Source organism: Clostridium akagii DSM 12554, from assembly GCF_000686725.1.
Taxonomy (GTDB): domain Bacteria; phylum Bacillota; class Clostridia; order Clostridiales; family Clostridiaceae; genus Clostridium_I; species Clostridium_I akagii.
Genome location: NZ_JMLK01000007.1, coordinates 259909 through 276332, shown reverse-complemented (window position 1 = coordinate 276332; position 16424 = coordinate 259909). Strand labels below are relative to the sequence as shown.

General features: G+C 30.2%; 18 protein-coding genes. 3 read left to right on the top strand and 15 right to left on the bottom strand.

The genetic code is table 11. The features are described 5' to 3' along the window. Window positions 1-68: 68 nt before the first annotated feature. From BR66_RS0103545 to BR66_RS0103515, 7 genes are all read right to left on the bottom strand, one after another. On the bottom strand, window positions 69-599 hold the full coding sequence (locus BR66_RS0103545) for a hypothetical protein (protein WP_026881664.1): 531 nt from the start codon (window positions 597-599) through the stop codon (window positions 69-71). 13 nt (window positions 600-612) lie between these two features. Then, window positions 613-3051 (bottom strand): glutathionylspermidine synthase family protein, encoded by a 2439-nt coding sequence (locus BR66_RS0103540; RefSeq protein WP_026881663.1) that lies wholly within the window; start codon window positions 3049-3051, stop codon window positions 613-615. Window positions 3052-3126: 75 nt separating this feature from the next. After that, window positions 3127-3480 carry a hypothetical protein gene (locus BR66_RS0103535; protein ID WP_035795379.1) on the bottom strand — a complete coding sequence of 118 codons (354 nt, stop codon included), beginning with the start codon at window positions 3478-3480 and terminating at the stop codon, window positions 3127-3129. Further along, window positions 3473-4117, bottom strand: a complete 645-nt coding sequence (locus tag BR66_RS0103530; protein ID WP_026881661.1) for a hypothetical protein — start codon at window positions 4115-4117, stop codon at window positions 3473-3475. The genes BR66_RS0103535 and BR66_RS0103530 overlap by 8 nt, the downstream gene beginning before the upstream one ends. Further along, the gene (locus tag BR66_RS0103525; protein ID WP_026881660.1) at window positions 4104-4499 is read right to left on the bottom strand and encodes a hypothetical protein; all 396 of its coding nucleotides are present in this window, start codon (window positions 4497-4499) and stop codon (window positions 4104-4106) included. Before BR66_RS0103525 ends, BR66_RS0103530 begins: the two co-directional genes overlap by 14 nt. 98 nt (window positions 4500-4597) lie before the next feature. After that, entirely contained in the window at window positions 4598-5239 is a 642-nt protein-coding gene (locus tag BR66_RS0103520; protein WP_026881659.1) for a hypothetical protein, read from the bottom strand. A gap of 254 nt (window positions 5240-5493) precedes the next feature. Beyond that, entirely contained in the window at window positions 5494-6048 is a 555-nt protein-coding gene (locus BR66_RS0103515; RefSeq protein ID WP_026881658.1) for a rubrerythrin family protein, read from the bottom strand. Window positions 6049-6191: 143 nt separating this feature from the next. Between BR66_RS0103515 and BR66_RS0103510 the strand changes: the two genes are divergently transcribed. Further along, entirely contained in the window at window positions 6192-6602 is a 411-nt protein-coding gene (locus BR66_RS0103510; protein WP_035795376.1) for a hypothetical protein, read from the top strand. A gap of 115 nt (window positions 6603-6717) precedes the next feature. Here BR66_RS0103510 and BR66_RS0103505 read toward each other — a convergent pair whose 3' ends face one another. From BR66_RS0103505 to BR66_RS0103475, 7 genes are all read right to left on the bottom strand, one after another. Next, window positions 6718-7053: a YnfA family protein gene (locus tag BR66_RS0103505; protein ID WP_026881656.1), complete on the bottom strand. Its 336-nt coding sequence runs from the start codon at window positions 7051-7053 to the stop codon at window positions 6718-6720. A 108-nt stretch (window positions 7054-7161) separates the two neighbouring features. Next, window positions 7162-7647: a peptide-methionine (S)-S-oxide reductase MsrA gene (gene msrA / locus BR66_RS0103500; RefSeq protein WP_026881655.1), complete on the bottom strand. Its 486-nt coding sequence runs from the start codon at window positions 7645-7647 to the stop codon at window positions 7162-7164. A gap of 30 nt (window positions 7648-7677) precedes the next feature. Next, entirely contained in the window at window positions 7678-8709 is a 1032-nt protein-coding gene (locus BR66_RS25075) for a DUF362 domain-containing protein (RefSeq protein WP_026881654.1), read from the bottom strand. Between the two features lie 105 nt (window positions 8710-8814). Then, complete coding sequence (locus BR66_RS0103490) at window positions 8815-10056, bottom strand: HAMP domain-containing sensor histidine kinase (RefSeq protein ID WP_026881653.1); 1242 nt, start codon at window positions 10054-10056, stop codon at window positions 8815-8817. A 6-nt stretch (window positions 10057-10062) separates the two neighbouring features. Continuing rightward, window positions 10063-10758 (bottom strand): response regulator transcription factor, encoded by a 696-nt coding sequence (locus BR66_RS0103485; RefSeq protein ID WP_026881652.1) that lies wholly within the window; start codon window positions 10756-10758, stop codon window positions 10063-10065. Window positions 10759-10946: 188 nt separating this feature from the next. Then, window positions 10947-13433: an ABC transporter permease gene (locus tag BR66_RS0103480; RefSeq protein ID WP_026881651.1), complete on the bottom strand. Its 2487-nt coding sequence runs from the start codon at window positions 13431-13433 to the stop codon at window positions 10947-10949. A 17-nt stretch (window positions 13434-13450) separates the two neighbouring features. After that, window positions 13451-14137: an ABC transporter ATP-binding protein gene (locus tag BR66_RS0103475; protein ID WP_026881650.1), complete on the bottom strand. Its 687-nt coding sequence runs from the start codon at window positions 14135-14137 to the stop codon at window positions 13451-13453. Between the two features lie 262 nt (window positions 14138-14399). On the opposite strand from BR66_RS0103475, the gene BR66_RS24695 reads away from it, so the two are divergent. Both BR66_RS24695 and BR66_RS0103465 read left to right on the top strand, forming a co-directional pair. After that, the gene (locus BR66_RS24695; protein WP_051624087.1) at window positions 14400-14783 is read left to right on the top strand and encodes a MerR family transcriptional regulator; all 384 of its coding nucleotides are present in this window, start codon (window positions 14400-14402) and stop codon (window positions 14781-14783) included. Window positions 14784-14858: 75 nt separating this feature from the next. Next, the gene (locus tag BR66_RS0103465; RefSeq protein WP_026881649.1) at window positions 14859-15725 is read left to right on the top strand and encodes an alpha/beta hydrolase family protein; all 867 of its coding nucleotides are present in this window, start codon (window positions 14859-14861) and stop codon (window positions 15723-15725) included. A 70-nt stretch (window positions 15726-15795) separates the two neighbouring features. Here BR66_RS0103465 and BR66_RS23065 read toward each other — a convergent pair whose 3' ends face one another. Beyond that, a complete protein-coding gene (locus BR66_RS23065) occupies window positions 15796-16395 on the bottom strand; it encodes an HD domain-containing protein (RefSeq protein ID WP_084156306.1) in 600 nt (199 codons plus the stop codon). Between the last annotated feature and the right edge of the window lie 29 nt (window positions 16396-16424).

Genomic DNA, 16424 nt, shown 5'->3' with positions numbered 1-16424 from the left:
TCTCATCCACAATTTTCCGTTTCAACAATAGGTTTTTCTAATTTTATAAGCTTCATTTGTCAAATTTACTAATCATCACTATCATCATCATTATCTGTATCCAATGTACCACAAGCTTTAACTTTACTACTATTATCCACGTACAAAACATAATAAAAATGTGTTTTTATGTCTGTTCCCTTTTTATAGGTTCTCTTATATGTTTTTACCTTTCCATTCAAAGCCTTGATATTTGCATCTAAAGTATTTTGTGTATTTACAACTTCAAAAAACTTTTTGGTAACATCTACTGTATCCGATAATTTTCCATCCTTCTGAGCTTCAAATCTAGCATGGACTATTCCATTAAGGGTACCAGTACCTGCATAATAGCCATCCTCAGGTACTAAGTCATAGGTTCCAATAAGTTGCTCTTTAATTTCTGTATACCCTTCTAAAGCTTCAATATGAGTTGGATTCATAACAATTATAAATGCAATTACTATAATACTTACCACAATGGTTATTATTATATTTCTTTTAGTTTTACCATTGTTTTTATTATTTTTATTATTTTTAAATATCTTATTATTATATTTTTTGTATTTATCATAACTCAACTTTTATTCCCCCTCATTCAACAAACGTTGGTGCATAAACACATTTATTACTTGTAATAAGTTCACCTAGCCTTGTATATATACCTGCAAACTCTTTTCCAGTTACGTAGGTTCCAATTATAGGATAAAGTGTCTCCCTTGTTTTTCCCAGGTTACTGTACACATTTTGTTCTAAACTTAATGTATTTACTCTTTCTTGGAATATGCAGTTTTCTTCAGGTAATTTTTCGAGTTCCGATGCAAACTTAACACCTATTCCCTCTCTTGAAAGTACAGGTTTAACAATATAATCAAACGTATTAAGTTCACCTACTTCAAGGCTTGTTTTTGGTATATACTTTAATATAATATTTTTTTCTTCTTCATCATATAAACCCTGCTTTAAGAATTCATACATAACCGCAAAGAATGCCTTTGATTGACAAACTATTGTATGAACTGGATTAATGGACAATGTGTTTTTCAGTGCCTCCATTAAAGGTTCCATATTTTCTTTTATGAAAAAATCTAGTGGATAATATCTGTACACCGCGTCTAATTCTTTGCCAAATAAACTTAGTTTTCCACCACTGGTAACCTTGCAATCATAAATACTACCTACAACAAATTCATAAGGTAAATCCTTAACTATTTTATACAATGCATTTGCCGTATACCAATCCTCATAGTATGTGCTGGACAATATACCTATTGTTTTTATAGAATGAACAGCCTTATAATCCTGAATAATTTTTTTAAATTGCCTTAATATTTTTTCTTTTAAATCCTTATTACTACTCTCTTGGCTTATATTTAGTTCTTCTATAATTATTTTATCAATAAAAATACTTTCTATAAGTCCTGCAGGGGTTTCTGAATTTATTTCAAGAAGTTTTAATTTTCCTGAAAAGTCTATAGCCCAATCCATTCTTGCTAAAAATACAAATTCATTAGTAGCTCTATGCTTTACCATTTCCTCTAATTCACCTATGCCTAAAACATCCGCAAAGTTTTTTATGTTATCTAAAACTATATTTTGAGTTTTAGCCATTATCTGTGCTAATTTTTCTGTGGCAAACACAAGTTCATTGTACTTTTCTCGCTTTAGTTTTATATAATCTAAACTTATGTACTCAATATTTCCAGCCATTTTTCCTGTAAAGTCTGCTTCAAACATTGCTCTTTCAGTAACTTTATTCCAAAGATTTTTCCTGTTAATAACATCTGTTTTTTTTATTTCTATTACATCACTTTTAACTCCAATAGGTGTAATAAAAGTACTCTCATCTTCTGTTAAATATCCCTTACTCCATCTAACTGCCGCTCCACTAAAATTGCCTTCAATTAAAAAACATCCAATATTAGCAAAAGCTTTTACTGGAAATACAAAGTTTCCATCTGGAGTATAAAATGTATCGCTTTGCCTTATACTACAGAAGCTTTGAATAATAAAAGATTTATCACTATTTTTAATATATTCATAAACCTCTATCCATTCTTCAGGTGAACACATTGTGCCTATAAACACATCAATGCTGTATCTCCCATAAACAGGTTTTAAAACAATTTCGTCCTTATGCTCTAAAATATATTCTTTGTGAATTATATTAAAACTTTGAGTATATGGTAGAGTTTCTGATATTACTGTAGTTTCTTCTTTTGATAATCTACCATCGCCGCTTTTTACTAGTTTCCACAAATACGTATAGAGATTTTTGCATTGTCCAATTATGACTCTTGGATCATTAATTATATCCACTTTACCCATTTCAAATACATCTAATATTTTATCAAAATCCTTTATTTCACAGCTGTATTCCGTGGGAAATAATCTGCAAATCACATCTATTCTTTTGTTAAATGCAACAACTAGACCATCATTTACACATAAATTTTTAGGACCAACTCTAATAAATTCAATATTTTTATGTGCTAATTCACTTTGTAATAAAAATGTTAATAAAGATTCTTCATAATGGCATGGATCTGCAAGAAGAGCAATTCTATACAATTTTTTTTCTGGTTGCCTTTTAATAATATGTCTTAAAGCTTCTTTCAAATTGTATCTAAAATTTATATTTATATTATTGTAGGCTTCCATATCCCCTGTAACAAGTATCTCTCTTTCAGCACAAGGCTTATCATAATTAAATTCACTATAAAATATGCCACCATTTTTTTTAAGAAAGCCATCATATCTTACCCAGAAAACATCATGGACTGGTCTTTTTAAATTAAGAATCTTTTCCTTATACTTAAAATCTGGTATATAGGCTTTGAAATCTGCAAACCTGCTATTTATATTATTTATGATTTTTAATACAAGGTTATTCAATACCGTTGAAGTGTCAACAAATTGTTTATGTTCTTCCCCGGTAATATAAAAAGGCTTTTCTGAATAAATGCTGTCTTTTCTACTAGAATGAAGCATAAAATATTGAAACAAATATTTATCGGACAATTTTTTATACATAACTTAAACCCCTTAGTTACAGCATCTGCGAAAAAATAATAAGTCAAAGATGTGATGTATATTTTCTGAAAATAACTAACTTGAAAATCCTGACATATGAACTCCAGAATAATCCCCACTACTTGAAGAAGTCCAAGTTTTCCAGCCACCACCAGCTGCGCCAGACGATCCTGAATTTTTATTTACTGTTGTATTCTGATTGAATAAATATCTATTTGCAGAAATATTAGTAAATATAAATGGGCTGTAATATCCGCCGCCGTACAATACAGTGCTGTTATTGTCTTGTTTATTTTTCATTTGATCTTCATCCACCACAGTATATGGGTTGGTGCAACCTGAAAGTAGTAATGGATTTACCATAGCTACAGATACAGCTAGTGCTAAGGCTAAAGCTTTTGTTTTACCAGTCTTTTCTTTATCACTCATATTTTGCATCTCCTAAATCAACAGTGTTAACAATAATATTATTTTCTTTTAAGTACTGAAGATAACAATTTATATCTTCCTTAATTTTACCTGAATATAAAAAATTCACTTTACTCTTTTTTAAAGTTATAAGCATATCTAGCTCTGGTAAATCCTCTTCGGTTATTTCATATTGGTTATTAAATATCATTTGGTTATCCAGATCCACTCCACTTATGTACCTGTTTTTGTCCAAAATTAATGCATAGGTAATTGGTTCAATATGCTTTAGCTTTCCTGAATAGGCTATAAGCCTCTCCATAAGTTCGTTATCTCCAACCACTCCATAAGGATGAAACAAAAAATTATAGGATAATATAGGTGCTATATTGTAATCATTGTTTAGTAATAAACATATATCTATTCCAAGCAATGCATCAACATCCACAATTATTATTGTATGCTGATCTACTTCAATATTTGCTATTTTTTTCTCAATATCAATTGGAAGATTATACGCGTAGTCTAACTTAAGTTCAAATTCCCCCATATATTTTGCTGTGACAAAGGGAGATGACTTAAAAAGATATTCAAATATTCCGGTATTTGTTGTCCACTTTTTGTACACCAAATACCAATCTACTTCACTTGATTTCATAGTGAGTACCGCCTTCATGGACAAAAGCGATTATTGGAAAGGTAGATATTATATGGATAAGCCCTTGTTCCCCCGTTACTACTATATTATTTTCATTTATTGTCTGCAATTTTCCATTAAACTCTATCTCAGGTTTTGAATGATCATATGCCTTAGCTGAATAATATACATATACAGGTTTAAGCTCATAGGAAGTTTCTATATAATTCCCGTCATAAACTATGGCTACAATATTATACATAGGTATTATTTGCTCATAGCCATCACTATCTCTAATAATAATATTATGTCCTGTATTCTTTATTATTTCACCCCTAAGTGTCACTTCTGGATCCCCATTGTTGTAACTTTTAATAGAATAATATATATATATATTACACATAAAATCCCCACCTTTATTTGTAGATTATACCATAAAACGCATTTGCTAACTATAGGTATTGTAATTACACAAACAAATATATTTACACTACCCCTTGGTTAATTTTTTATACTATTTTTATCAAAACTAATTACAGTTGCTCCCATATTATCTGGAGTATCTTTACTTTCAAGAAGAGCATATCTAATTGCATTACCTGAAGATGTTTTTGCCATTTTAGGAAAATATCCTGGTGTTCCTTGTATGAATTTATTTTTATCAGTATACGTATCATACACTGTCACTTTAATAACTTTGCCATCAGTTTCATACTCGTCAAGTTTATTTACTAAAAGTTTACCACTTACTATGCTTCCCTTAATTATGCGCACATAACCTTCTTTACCGTTATTAAATGAATCAAGAAATTTATCTAGCATTGATATATTATACACTTCTTTCTCTGTACTATTATCCCTAGAAATCATTATTACACTACCATTTTTTAGGGATGTTTCAAAATTCCTAGCATCTTCTATATTCGGCTTCTTTATACCATTTATTTCTTTATACGATGCCTCTAAATCTTTATCAACCTCTTCATTAGCCTTCTTTGAATCACTTTTCTTTTGAGTTGCTGTAGTTTTATTAGAGATTGTTGGCTTATTATTCATAGTTTCATTACTATACTTATTATTTGTACATCCGCTAATAACTAAAACAATTGCCACGGTACCTGCTAATAATATATACTTTTTCAATACTTTACCTCCTTAGACTTTGTGATTGCACATGAGGTAGCAATACAGCTTAAATGAAAATGAGGTAGCTAACTCATCCATCCTGTTTTTTACTAATATATCCTTATAATATCATATTCTCTAAATAAGTTATCATTTAATTAAGAAAAAAACACTTTGGGCTTCATTTACCCAAAGTGTTTTTTTCTATGCTATTCAATAAAAAATCCCTTAATTCTTACCTTTTAATTTGTTAAAACTTAGTAATCTTAATATTAGAAACTCTCAAACATCTCTTTTTTAGTTCCACATACTGGACATTTGTCCACATTATCGCCTATTTCCGTATATCCACAAACTGGGCAAACATATATCTTATCCGTCCCAATATCCTGACCCTGTTTAGCCTTTTCCTGTGCATCCTTAAACAACTGAGCATGTATTTTCTCAGCTTCTAGTGCATAATGAAAAGACCTTTCTGCATCCTTTTCAGCTTGGAATTTAGCCGTTTCCAAATATACTGGATACATTTGATTCACTTCATGTAGTTCTCCGTTTATAGCTCCTTGGAGATTGCTAGATACATCTGTGTTGCCAAAAACAGCCCCAGCACAGACCCCGCTATCTCCTACTTCATCTTTAAGCACATTAAAATGATTTTTTGCATGAACCCATTCTGCATTTGCTACGGCCTTAAATAGTCTTCCTATATTGGGTAATCCCTTTTTCTCAGCATCTTCTCCCCATATCAAATATCTCATATGAGCCATACTTTCTCCTCCGTAGGCTGAACGCAGGAAATCTCCTGTCATAACATTATTTATCGCCATCTTCTTCGCATCCTCTCACAATTTATATCATTATATATTATTTTACAAATTGAAATAAATATTCTTTATTTCCAGAAAATTTAAGTGTAAATCATGTTTTTTATAGTATACTAGAGGCAATGCATCAGAAAGGTGGAATACTCATGAATTTAAGATTTTTAGTTACTCCCTTTGGCATTTTAATAGGTATTGCATTTACTTTCGCCATACTTAATTTTTTCGTAAAATACATAAATAAAGTGTACATTAACAAGCTAGGAAATGATAAAAAAGATTTGAAACAAATTTACAGAACTTTTATGAAACCGATTGTAAAATATCACAAAATTGCTGGTATTTTAGCAATAATATTTTTAGCGGCTCATTTTTATGCCACATATTCTTCTGGAAGAATTAAATTTACTGGTGTTATTGCCGGTATTATTATGCTTATAGTAGTCATTCTAGGAATTTATGGTTTCAAAATAAGCAAAAATAAGCGTGGTGCTTGGCTTAAGGTTCATAGAATTTTAGCTTTCGTACTTTTATTCGCCATAGCTTTACATGTACTATAAATAAATAAATAAGTAAAACTCAGAGTTTATTTTAGAATTCTGAGTTTTATTTATAATTTACCATGCAAAATAAAAAACTTAATTATGCTCTACTTTGCCTTCAAATGAATAAACATTAATTCCTCGGGAAATACATTATTATTAAAACCCCTATTAAAGCAATCCCACCACCAATCAAATCAAACTTATCTGGAATAACCTTATCAATCTTCCACCCCCAGAGAATAGACAATACTATAAATATACCTCCATAAGCAGCATAAACCCTACCGAAACTACTATTTGGTGGTTGCAATGTTGGCACTAATCCATAAACAATTAAACACGCCGCGCCTGCTACCCCAAATAATATGCTTTTTCCATCTCTAATCCATAACCAGACGAGATATCCTCCTCCGATTTCAAACAGTCCTGCTAAAATAAAATAAAATATAGAACTTATAATTTCCAATACCTTCATCTCCTGTAATTGCTACTATTTTAATATAACTAAAAAATTGCCAACTTAAAGTTTCACCTTTAAATTGGCAATCCGATTATTGTAAAACTACCTTCCTATCTATTTTTTCAATAAACTTTTGGGAATATGGCAATATCCATTAGGATTTTTATCTAAATATTTTTGATGATAAACCTCGGCATCATAGAAATTTTTCAAGGTTGATATTTCCGTTACAATTGTATTTTTATAATTTTTCTGTTCTTCTTCCTTTGATTCAAGAATAACTTCTAAATCCTTATCATCCACATAATATATTCCTGTACGATATTGGTTTCCTACATCGTGACCTTGTCTATCCTGTAATGTTGGATCAACAACTTTCCAGTAGGCTGATAAAAGTTGTTTAAGCTGAACTTTATTTTCATCATATTCTAAATAGCAAGCTTCTGCATATCCAGTTTCATGTCCAGAGACCTCTTCATACGTAGGATTTTCTGTATTACCATTTGCATATCCAACCTTTGTGGCCAAAACACCATCAATTGTATTAAAATATGCTTCTACACCCCAAAAACAACCACCTGCAAATATTATTTTTTTCATAGGTTAACCCTCCTAGCTTCTTTAGTGATATTATATCTCAATTAGCTCATATTTACTAGAACCTAAACCAATTTTTTCGGCATACTGGAGAGTATACCTACCTCTTCTAAATACGGTTTTATTATTGGTTTTATCCACCATATCTAAACATGCCATATCGATTGCCACAGGATCTATAGATGCAAATATTCCTAAATCTTTAGCTATATTTTTCATGTTGTGACCTTCACAATCACAGCCTTTTGTTATATTAAAGGCAAAAGTAATATATATATTATTTTTGTTCTTAGCCGCAGCAAATGCATATTCCACAAGTCGCTCATTAAATGACTTTGATATACTAGCTACCCAGCTATTGGAAATAGCACCATGAGGGCACACTGATATACATGAAGCACAACCAATACACTTGTCCTTATCAATTTTAGCTTTTTTATTAATAGTTATAGCACTTACTGGGCATTTATTAACGCAGGCATTACAGGCTTTACACTTAAAATAATTAATATTAGGCTTAGAATTTGCATGTTGGGCCAGTTTTCCTCCGATAGATGCACAGCCCATTCCAAGTTGCTTTATAGCGCCCCCAAATCCAGCTAAAGCATGTCCTTTAAAATGGCTTAAAATTATAACTTGTTTACTTCTTGCTATTTCTCCTGCAACTTTACATGTTTTAAAATTATTTTTATCTATCTCCACCTCTTCATAATCCTCACCATGGTCTCCATCTGCTATTATTATAGGCAGCTGAGTAAAGCCATGTTCAAGGGCTAGTTTCGTATGTTTCTCCTTAGAATTTCTCTCACCTCTATATAATACGCTCGTCTCAATAAAGGCACTATCAATATTTTTTTCTTTTAAATAATCAATTATTCCTAGGTAGCTTTCTGATGCTATATATGTGTTATTACCTTTTTCGCCAAAGTGAACTTTTAATGGTATAAAGCTTTCAAGTTTTATACCTTCATCAATTACTATTTTATCTAATAATTCTTTTGATACTTTTTGTATTAACTCAGTTTTAGAATATGAGTCCACGGATTTAAAATATACCTTCGCCATTATATCTTCCTCTCACTTTACAAAATATTTTTTATATTATTTAGAAGCTATTTTATGCCTATTAGCTTTTGCTGTCAACTTAATAAATAAGTGTTTTTTATATTATTAATACTTCAAAAAAGTAATAATAAATTTTGTTCCTATATTTACATTACTCTTAACTTCAATTAACCCATCATGAGCTTCTATTATTGATTTTGCTAGGGCCAACCCTATGCCTATGGAATCACTGTTTTTAGAGTTTTTTGCCTTATAAAATCTTTTAAATATATTTGGTAAATCTTCTTCACTTATGCCTTCTCCATTGTCTTCTATTTCAATCCTTCGATAAAGTGGATTTTCTGTTAATTCTATATTTATTATTCCATTAACATTAGTGTGTTCTATAGCATTTTTAATTATATTTATAAAGGCCTCTTCTAGCCATAATCTATCATGATTAAAAATCACTTCTTGATTTTTATTAAATTTTACTTTTACCATTACTCCTTCTGCTTCTTCCCTAAGCGTATCTATTGAGTTTCTTATAGTTTCATTTAAATCTCCAGGTTCTTTGGCGAATTCTATGGACTTTGAATCCAGTCTTGCCAGTTTTAATATACTTTTTATAAGCCAATTCATTCTATGGAGTTGTTTTTTATTGTTTTTCAGAAAAAATTGACTTTTTTCCTCTGTGAGCTCTTTGGTAAGTAAAATGTCATTATAAACAAACATTGAAGATAGTGGAGTTTTTAGTTGATGTGATATATCCGAAAGCAAGTCAACTAAAAAATGTTTTTCCTTATTTAGTTCCTCTATATTATTTCTAATTATTGTTCTCATAGAGTTAAAGGAAGTGAATAATTTTGCAAAATCTCCTTCTTTATCTTCATTAATCCATATATCATACTCTCCATCCACTACTTTTTTAGCTGCTAAAGTAATCTTTCTTATGTTATTATAAAAATAAACATACTGCACATAATTGAGAATAAAAAATACAGTTGCCATAATAACAAAAATGCCTATAATAAAATATGTATTATATACTATAGTTTTATTTACATAAGGAAATAGCTGATTCTGTAGCTGCGGTGTTAATCCATATTGTTTTAAAATTACCATGCCTCTTTTTGCATCTTGTTCTGAAACTTCTTTAGTCGTTATTGGGATAATATCCTTTAGCATTCTTGGGTCTTCTTCGCTTATTTTATTTGTAACAGCTGCCAAACTTTTTATATAATTTGCTTTCAAATTATTGTTATTTATTTGTACTACTGAAAGCACCGCCACTAAAAATAATATGTTTAAGAACAAAATAGCCATTGTACTTTTTTTTAGTTCTGGGTTTATAAAATATCTTCCCATCTTAATCTACTCCTTAACAACAGTTTTATTCCACCTATAACCTAAACCCCTCTGAGTTATTATATATTCTGGCACTTTCACATCTTCCTCTATTTTACCTCTGATTCTTTTAATATAAACTGAAAGGGTATTTTCATCAAAAAAAGATTCCTCCACATCAATCAATTCATTAAGTATCTCACTTCTTTTAAGCAGTATTTGAGGTTTATTCATAAATATTAAGAGCAATTTATATTCCTGAGCACTAAGAAAGATTTCCTTGCCTCTTTTTGTAATTGTTGCTGTAGACGTATCTACAATAACATTTCCGCTAATTAGTTTATTTCCACTACTTACATTTTTATAGTTTCTTCTTATTAAAACCTTTATCCTTGATAAAAACTCCTTTACTCCAAAAGGTTTAGTAATATAATCATCACCGCCAAGTTCTAGTCCGAGCACTATGTTAACTTCTTCATCTAGCGCCGTTAAAAACATTATTGGCACATCACTTTTAGTCCTTATATATTTACATAACGAATATCCACTTCCATCTGGTAAATTAATATCCAAAATAATTAAATCCAAATCTTCATTTTCAAAAATATTTTTACCTGCCTCTAAGCTAGCTGCTCTTAATACTTCATATCCTTCTTCTTGCAGTGTAAATTCTATTCCTAAAGACAAAGCTTCATCGTCTTCCACAAATAATAGTCTAGTCATAAATTAACCCCCACACAAAAACTTTCTAATTACATTTTACACTATAAAAGATAAAAACTACAAAAAAGTTATATGCTTTATGTGGTAGGTTTAATTATTTTAAATTAAAGAAGATACAAATACATTTGTGTAAACAAATATGTTTGCATCTTCCTTAACTGTTACCTGAAAACTGATAACTGCTTTTCCTATCCGTCTTCTCTAATAATCTCAATTATATTTTCTTTATTGATTCTTCCAAGAGGACTAAGTACAGACAAATATCCAATTATCATTGCGGACCCTCCAGCAATTGCTATAGCTGGCCATGGAACACTCCACGGGAAATCTTGTATTCCCCTAATGCTTCTATACATTAGATAAGATAAACCTGATGCTATTATAGAACCATATATAGTTCCTACTATTCCATATAAAAGCCCTTCTAGTACTATCATCTTTTTTAAGCCTTTTTGAGTAAGTCCTATGGCTTTAAGTGCTGCGAATTCTCTTTTTCTAAGTATAATATTGGTTGTAAGTGTGTTTATTATATTTACGCTACTTATTAAAGAAACAACAATTATAAAACCATAAACTAATATTTCAACCATTAGAATTGTTGATTTGATTCTTCTATTTCCATCTATCATATTTAGTGTGCCAAGAGCAGGATTATCTTGTATTGCAGCTTGAATTTCACTCTGTGCTTTATCCTCTAATTTTACATCTTTAATTTCAATATTTAAAGATGCTGGTTGAATCTGTGCCTCCCCAGTTAGATTTTTTAGAACTTTTTCAGTTGTAAAAATAGTGATTCCTCTATTTTGATAAGTTGATTGAAACGGGTCATCTTTAAGAATTGCTAATACTTTAACCTTTTTTACTGAACTTTCTCTATTGTTTCCATCTAATAAATTCTTAAGTTCTATCACGTCCCCTACCTTTAGATTGGTAATAGGCCCAGAGTATGTTTTGCCTGTTTTCTCATTAATTACATAATTTTTATTAACGACAATAACTCCATTTTCATCGTTTAATTTAGATATATCTATTTTTCCTGCCTCTACATATTTCTTAGCCTCTTCCATAGAATTATCATCATATATTGAGACCCTCCCGCCATCAAACATGGTTTTTTCTTCTCCATTTAGTTTTTCTTTTTTATACAAATCAGGATAAGCCTTTACTTGTTCTATTTCCTTACTGCTATCCATGTATTCCTTAAAAGGAAAGTCTCCATACACCCTATATACTTTATTCACTGTATCTAATCTACTTATATTGTCTATAATATTATTACTAATATTTTCATTGTTTTCGTCAGAGTTTGACCTATTTTGAACAACTGAAAACTGTATTTTTTTACCTTCATTGTCGCTCCCATTTAAATTTAAAGTCATATCCATAAAAGACTTAAAGGTGACAAACAAAACTACACTTATTACTATGGAAAACACCGTTATTCTATACCTTTTTTTATTCCTTTTAATGTTTTTTGCCGCTAAACCACCTTCAAATCCAAAAATTTTACCTATGATTCTATTTTTACTCCTCTTAATTTTTTCCTTAGTTATAGAAGTTCTACTGTTTATTGCTACAAGAGGCGAAATTCTTCCCGCAAAGAAAGAAGGTACTAATGCTGACAAGTATACCGATGCTATTCCAATTACTGTACTAATTAAAATTACTTCCGGAGAAATAGCAATTTCTATAGGCATAACTGTATCTGCACCTATGAGTTTAAATGCAATTTTGATTGCATTTATAGCTATAATACCAAGGAGTAGTCCAATTGGTATACCAATTGCTGCTAGAATTGTAGCCTCTCTAAGTACCATTTTTCTTAGCTGCTGTGGTGTCATTCCTACTGCTCTTAAAAGTCCAAACTGTTTTAATCTTTCTACAACACTTATTTGAAAAGAGTTGTATATTACTGCAATAGTCGCAATTACAACAATTGCAATCACAACTGCAAGCGTTCCAAACAATGCTTTAGTTATAGAATCACTGCCTCCACCTTCTAAGTCAATAACATGGCTATTATTATCTACTGTTTTTTTATCTGCTAAACTATCAAGCTCGCTAACAGCATTTTTTAAATTTGTTTTTGAACTGATTTCTGCGAGCAGAGTTGAACCACTTATAGGCAGATCATTACTCTTAGATAATAATATTCCTTTGTTTTGCATTTGGCTCTGCTCACTATCTTCTAATAACCCCACAAGCTTGTATTTTTTATTGTCCAGCTTGATTGTATCTCCAATTTTAATATTTTTTTGAATATACTTAGATGCCCATTTTTCCACAACAACTTCATTTTTATTATTAGGAAGTCTACCTTCTTTTATTTTATAAGGTAATAATTCTAGGGCACTATCCGATGCAATTTTAGGTGTAAGCACTACTCCTTTTCCAAGATTTATATCTGGCTTAAATTGTAAAAGTCCACTTTTCTCCACCTTAGGATTACTTCTTACCTTTGTAGCAAGATTACTGTTAAGGTTTCTAAATTCCACATGCCAAGAACCATATTCATTTTTATACTGAGTTACTTCTGCTGCTTGAATTCCACTTAAAAAGAAACCAATTGACGCAATAAGTGCTACCGATAAAACTATACCAATGATAGTAAGGACGCTCCGTTTTTTATTTGCTTTAAGATATTTACCTGTTAACTGCTTATAACTTTGTATCATAACAATTATGCCCCCATCTATTTATTCTTCAAAAATTTGTCTGAAACTATGGCACCGTCTTCTACGGTAATAGCTCTATCTGCTAAATCAGCAATATTAACATCATGGGTGATAAGAATTAATGTTTGATTATATTTTTTCGCTGTATATTTTAGTAGCTCAATTACTTCTCTTGAATTTTTACTGTCTAAATTTCCTGTAGGTTCATCAGCAAAAATAATAGAAGGCTTGTTTAAAAGTGCGCGTCCTATGGATACCCTTTGTTGTTGTCCACCTGAAAGTTCTGAAGGTAGGTGAGTTCTCCTATCATCCAGCCCAAGCACATGAATTATTTCATCTAAATAGACTTTATCAACTTTATCATTATCCATTATCGCTGGAAGAGCTATATTCTCTTCTACATCTAATACTGGAATAAGATTAAAAAATTGAAATATAAAACCAACCTTTCTCCTTCTAAAAATAGCAAGTCTTGCTTCTTTATAATCATAAATACTTTCACCATCAATAATTACCTTGCCTGAGGTTGGTCTATCAAGTCCTCCTAATAGATGTAGCAGTGTGCTTTTACCTGAACCAGATGCACCTACTATTGCTACAAAATCTCCCTTGTTAACTGATAAATTTATATTTTTAAGTGCTTCTACTTTTGTATCACATTTTCCATAAGACTTGTTTAGATTTTCTACTCTTAATATCTCCATATGAATTACTCTCCTAACTAATTTAATATAATTTCTTTTATAAACATAACTTTTAACTTAAATACTCATCATAAATTTAGTATAGTTAATATCCCATTTTTACTCCATATCACTTTGCTTACAAATTGATTGTTTTTCTTACAAATTTGTAAGAAAAACTTTTTAGCAAACAAATAGTATAGTATAATTTTTTTAATACGTATCTATAAATATACAATTTTAACATTTAAATTATTTTTTTATTTATAAAGGGGATAAAAAAATGAATTACTACTTAAGGAGACAAGTTGCAAAAATAGCTAATATTCATCCAGAAACAATTAGATATTATGAAACAAGTGGTCTTATTAAAAATATAGTAAGGTCAGACAATGGATATAGACTGTATCCTGAAACAGTATTAAGCCAACTTGAGTTTATTAGAAATGCTAAAGAATCAGGATTTACACTTAAAGAAATTAAGGAAATGTTTGATATTGCTGAGACTAAAGCGACAGGCTTTTCTTATTTTTCCGACCTGATTGATAAAAAAATGGGAAGTTTGGATGAGATGAAAAAAGCTCTTGTAAGCCTTAAGAACGATGAAAAGCGAGCAATAAACTGTCCACACATACGAGCGTTTATGAATAATTTTAAAAGTGAATAAATATGTTGACACTGTAGTATACTACATACTTTATAATTATCTTATTCAGATAATTATATAAAGAGGGTGGATAGTGTGAATTTATTTTTAATAGCTTTAATTTTTTGTTTTGTTTTGATTTTTCTTTGTGTACTAGCATACAGGTTGTATATTCGTAGGATTTTTAACCTGGATTTATTGTATGATATTGATAAATCTAAATCAATAGATGTTACAAAGAACATCATATACAAACATACTGAACTCAAATTTCTACCCATGGATGTTTACAGACCTTCAGGGATAGGTAAAGACTCCAAACTACCAACAATTGTTTTTTTGCATGGAGAGGGTCCAGAAAGACTTGTTGGAAATGCAAAGGACTGGAACTTATATGTTTCCTACGGTAAACTTGCAGCAAGCAACGATTTCATAGGAGTTACTTTTAATCGTAGCCACATGAATTTTAATTTTAAAAATTCTAACATAAAAAAAGATATTTTTGATGCTATAACTTATATTAGAGAAAATGCAGAGAAGCTGAATATAGATAAAGATAGGATTTGTATTTGGGGATGTTCCTTAGGCGGTCTATACGTCAGCCAATTTATAAAAAATGCCCCTGACTATATAAAATGTCTTGTCTCCTATTATGGCTTACTTGATATTAAAACTAGAACAAAAGCTGTTAATAAGGAATATGTGAGCTATTATCCTGAAACTTATCTTCCTGCTATGAATGATAAGTTTCCACCTTTACTTATTGTAAAGGCGGCTAAAGATAAAGTTAAAGGTGTTAATGAATCAATAGATAATTTCATGAAAATTGCAAAGATGCGTAACATTAAATTTGACTATATTGTTCACAATACCGGTGGGCATTCTTTTGATGCACTAGATAATAATGATGAAACTAAAGCTGTCATAGATAAAACTCTTGATTTTATAAAGAAAAATATTTAAATAAATATATATTGTCATTTATTTATTATTTAAAGTTAATTACTATAATATTCCTTTATTCCGAAGAAAATCATACCAATAAAGGTATGATTTTTTTAAATTCATGATTGAAGTTCTTTTTATAAATTTTTTGTACACTTCTCAATATAGGTATCATAACATTATAATATTTAGGTGCATGAGATAATAAATCTGCAGTTTGCACCTCAAGAAGGTATGACATATTAGCTTGTCCAATTAGTTCAATAACCTGAGAAATATCCTCTGTTGTAGCTCTTATCTTAAAGTCATGGTGTTTTATAAGTTTACATACTATTGCTATTAAGTCATCATTATATTCAAGCCTTTTTAGTATTAATCCTGCTAGTATTTCACTGACTTCTCCATGCCCCCCAAATCTTTCACCCCCATCAGCAAAAACCTTTTTATATGGCTTTCCAATATCATGAAATAATGTAGTGAGTTTTAGTATTAAATTAAAATCTACCTTATTTACTGTTTCCTCTATGTGTTCATATACATTATATATATGATTAGGGTGTAGTTGAGTACAGTCAACACAAATTATCAGCTCTGGAACTAATTTAAGAATTTCTTCTTGATTGTTTTTTATATTTTTACTTGTTAAAAGTATTTGGTTTAATCTCTCTTTATCTTTTTTATATTGCATAATTGACATCTCCCCCTTATAAAAATAGT